This window comes from Streptomyces sp. NPDC048258 (assembly GCF_043201995.1).
Classification (GTDB): domain Bacteria; phylum Actinomycetota; class Actinomycetes; order Streptomycetales; family Streptomycetaceae; genus Streptomyces.
In genome coordinates, this window is the sequence record NZ_JBICZH010000064.1 from 1 (window position 1) to 3,957 (window position 3,957).

Below are 3,957 nucleotides of genomic sequence, written 5' to 3' on the forward strand. Positions count from 1 at the left end.
TCGTCAGGAACAAGATCAGCACGCACTCCGGACACCCTGCCGACCAAGATCGTTGAGCGCAAGACCGCAGCTCGACTCATTCTGAAACGATCAGTTAGAGGACATCTGATCTGGTTAGTTGGCAATTTCGGCCGCCCTTCTCCCGAGTGTGGGCCCTTCCAGGGGTTGCCCGGTCAGGTTTCCCTCTCCGGGAGGGGTGATCGCGGCGCCCGTTGGTCAGCAGGCAGGGGACCCTGGAAGAGGGGGCGATCGTGAGGAGGACCCGGGGTGACGTTGCGGCCGCCGGTGGAGCCGGTGCCGGCGCAGGCTGTGGGGTCGGTGCCGGTCCCCGGCGTGCTGGGCGACCGGGCGTTGAGCAGAAGATCGACGGTTGTCCGGCGCTCCTGTTGCCCTCCACCGGGCTGGGCGGCCAGCTGCTGGTGCAGACCCGGCAGGGCTCGATGGTCCAGGACTCCTTCCCTGATCTCGCCGTCGCCGCCGAGCAGCTGCCGGACGGTCTGGTGCTCGACGGGGAGCTCGTCGTCTGGGATCCGCAAGCGGGCCGGTTGTCGTTCGAGGGAGCAGCGCCGCGCTGCCGCCCGCGGCCGCAGCGCGCGTGGGCTCGTAACGTCCCTCCCCGCGTTCTTCATCGCCTTCGACATCCTGCAGCAGGACATGACCGAGCTGCTGAACTATCCCTACCGGCAACGCCGCGCCCGACTGGAAGCCCTCAGACCACGTGGCGACCTCCTCGATGCCCGTCCCCGTGCACCCCCGACCACCACAGGCACGAGGCCGCCCTGTCCGACCGGCACATACGCTGCCGGACAGAACCGAGATCTTGAAGCTGGAGGCGTCATGTCGTTGACGTGGCTGGAGACGGAGGGCGGCCCGTTCATCGTGGTGCCGCACGCCGCGCTGTCGCACTGGTCGGGAACGGAGGGCGACTACGACCGAGCCTGCGAGGTGATGGACCTCGTTGGAGTGCTCGAACTTCCTGGCGGAGCCGAGGCACTCGTCCTCGGGGACGAACCGCTCTCCACCACCTATCTTCCCGAGCACCGAGTCCTTGTCCGCTGGTGTTACGCGGAGAGCGAGGAAGGTGTCGCTGACATCATCCTGGCCAGGCTTCCCACCGCCGAGTGGGACGCAGGACCTGTGCTGAGCACCACTGGCAAGCTCGTCATGTTCGACGCCGCCTACTTCGGCACGGAAGCCGGGACACTCACGGACTGCACCGTTCTCGGACTCGGCGCTGGCCGCTACAGGGTGGACTCGGCAAGCATCGAACCAGACCACCTGACGTCCTTTCGCGTCCACCGATTCGTTGAGCTGACCTGACCCGACGTTGGCGCAGAGAAGGTACAACTCCGCCGCCGGATCACCACCAAAGCGGTCATCGGTCGCCATCACCGGCCCCCGAGCTCGTCGCGGAGATCAGCGCCGACACGGCCGTCGACCGGGGCGGTGTTTACCGGCACCCGGCGCGCTTCAAGCCGCTGCGCCCGGACGTTACGGTCGACGATGTTCCCGGTTCGGGACGGGCCCAGCCGAACACACGGATGTCGTGCTTCGGCCCCGGGGTGTTGTGCGTTGGCGTCAGGTGGTGAGGAAGGTGCGGAGGGCGTTTGCGAAGTCGTCTGGGGCGTCGTGGTGGACGACGTGTCCGGTTGCGAGTTCGACGCGGTGGACGGGGCCTGGGTGGCGGGCGTGCATCTCGCGGGCGTGGTCGGGGGTGATCTCGTCGCTGTGGGTTCCGTGGACGAGGAGGGTCGGACAGGTCAGGGTGGTCCAGTCGGCCCAGTGGTCGCCGGTGAGGGCTTGTTGGGAGGCGATGGTGTCGTCGATGTCAAAGGAGAATCCCCACCCGTCGTCCTTCTTGCGGAAGGAACACTCCAGGTAGGGTGCGGCGGTTCCGAGTGCTTGGGCCAGTGCCTCACGGGTGGGTTGTGGTCCGGGCAGGCGGCGGGTGAAGGCGGTGTCGATGTCGACGACAGCGCCGATGTCCTCGACGACCAGGACGGCGACGTGTTCGGGGTGTCGGGCGGCGTATTGGTAGGCGTTGACCCCGCCGAGGGAGTGCCCCACCACCGGCAGTGGGCCGAGCCCGAGGTGGTCGTGGAAGGCGGCCACGTCCTCGACGTAGTCGTCCCGGCCGTAGGAGTCGGCGCGATCGGATTCCCCGTGCCCGCGCTGGTCCAGCGCCAACACCCGCCAATCCGGGGAGAGTGCGGCGGCCAAGGGAGCGAACGCGGCGGCCTCGTTGTAGTGCCCGTGCAGGGCCAACACGGGCTGGCCGGGCCCACCGAAATCGAGGTAGGACAAACGACGGCCGCGGTGAAGGAAGGAATGACGCATGCCTGTGATCGTAGAAACCCACGCCTGGTCGACAAGCACCACCCCCGAGCCCTCAGGCGCTCGGCGCATGTGCCGGCGGCCCCGAGGGCAGGGGGCGTGCTTGGACCTCGGGGGTGGGGTGAGGGGTCAGCCGGTCACGTCCGGGCCAGTCGGGTTCCTTTCTCAGGACCGACCGGCTAAGTACCGGCAGGGAGGTACCAGGCGCCCTGCTGGTGCAGCGAATAGATGACGAGTTCGAGCGTCGGACTCTGCCGGACCCTGGCCCGGTGAGTGAATGGACGGCGGGCCGTTGGTGGTGGTGGCGAATCCGAGAGCGCTGACCGACGGAGACTCCGACGTGTCCACGCTCTCGGGAACGACGATCACCCAGCGTGCGGCTTGTTGTTCGGCGTGGGCTCGGGTGGTGGCGAGCTTCCGGCACTGGAATGCCGGCGCGAACCCCTCGGACGGCTGCAACACGAGGATGGAGGTGCTGATTCAAGAGGCTGTGGAGGCGCCGGAGGTCGAGCCGGGCTGCGCGCTGACCGGCGGTGCCTGGTGGTCGTACTGCGGTGCGGCGTGAAGTCGCTCTTGATCAGCAGGCGACCCTAGAGGAATGGGTCGCCCTCGGCCAAGTGATCAACAGGCCGATCCCCTAAGTCGGGTGCAGTCCTGGTAACGGGACTGTGCTAAGCCGACTGACCCAGAAAGCCCAAGGCGCCGCGGGCCATCGCGGAAAACAGGCAGAGGGGAAGTCTGGAAAGGGCGAACGAAAGTGAACCTCCGATGAGGCCCCGTCAGAGTGCTGTGTCGCAATGGTCCGTTGTCGGCGACACGAAAGAGGACCTGGAGCTGGAAAGCATCCGAATGGCCCTTCTTCCGTAGTTAGAAGGGCACGATCACCATCGGTCCCGGGGTATACGAGGCGTCCTCCTTCGGACGTAACTGACAGGAGTGGAACACGACAACCCCGTAAGGGTCCAGCGGAAGCTGGTAAGCCGGAGGCAACGAAGGCCGAAACCCCTTGCGGGAGCAGGATGACCCGAGAAGCGAATGCTGCTGGAGCGAAAGCTCAGGGGAAAACGTGGAGCCCGGGGTCTCACCCGCCACGCATAACCCGGCAGATACGGACTCAATGTCTGGCCCGAAAGGGAGCCCACGCGGGTCAGGTGGGCCTTTGAAGACAATCAGCGAATCGGCAATAACTGAGGCGCAAGTTAGATACCGGAGGTGGCAAATTGGATGCCGAAGCGCAGGCGGAGGGAACCGAGAAGTCGGCCCCGGGGAACGGAACCTCGGACGACGCCTCCTACTGGCACAGCATCGACTGGGTCAAGACGGAGCGCAACGTAAAGCGGCTTCGGCAGAGGATCTTCAAGGCTGCGCAACAAGGGAACCTGAAAAGGGTCCGAAACCTGCAGAAGCTCATGCTGCGCTCGCACTCAAACACGCTCCAGAGCGTGAAGCGGGTGACGCAGACGAGCACTGGACGACGTACAGCTGGAATCGATGGCGAGACAGTCCTCAAGCCGCGAGGCAAAGGAAGGGGTCTGCCGCACGATCGGGTGACATCTGAACTGGCTTGCCTTGTGGGGCAGGTGGGAAGGATGTCGCTGTGCCCAAGCCTTATCCGGAAGAGTT

General features: G+C 65.9%; 3 protein-coding genes and 1 pseudogene. 3 read left to right on the plus strand and 1 reads right to left on the minus strand.

Annotated elements, in window-relative coordinates; translation table 11 throughout:
• The first annotated feature begins 654 nt into the window (after nucleotides 1–654).
• Nucleotides 655–1,320 (plus strand): Imm21 family immunity protein, encoded by a 666-nt coding sequence (locus ACGFYQ_RS42085; protein WP_393752645.1) that lies wholly within the window; start codon nucleotides 655–657, stop codon nucleotides 1,318–1,320.
• A 258-nt stretch (nucleotides 1,321–1,578) separates the two neighbouring features.
• Here ACGFYQ_RS42085 and ACGFYQ_RS42090 read toward each other — a convergent pair whose 3' ends face one another.
• A complete protein-coding gene (locus ACGFYQ_RS42090) occupies nucleotides 1,579–2,337 on the minus strand; it encodes an alpha/beta fold hydrolase (RefSeq protein ID WP_393752647.1) in 759 nt (252 codons plus the stop codon).
• A gap of 409 nt (nucleotides 2,338–2,746) precedes the next feature.
• On the opposite strand from ACGFYQ_RS42090, the pseudogene ACGFYQ_RS42095 reads away from it, so the two are divergent.
• Nucleotides 2,747–2,884: pseudogene (locus ACGFYQ_RS42095) on the plus strand (HNH endonuclease); the annotation flags it as partial.
• Between the two features lie 670 nt (nucleotides 2,885–3,554).
• Nucleotides 3,555–3,957: reverse transcriptase N-terminal domain-containing protein (locus ACGFYQ_RS42100; protein ID WP_393752649.1), on the plus strand; the 403-nt coding region annotated here is incomplete at its 3' end.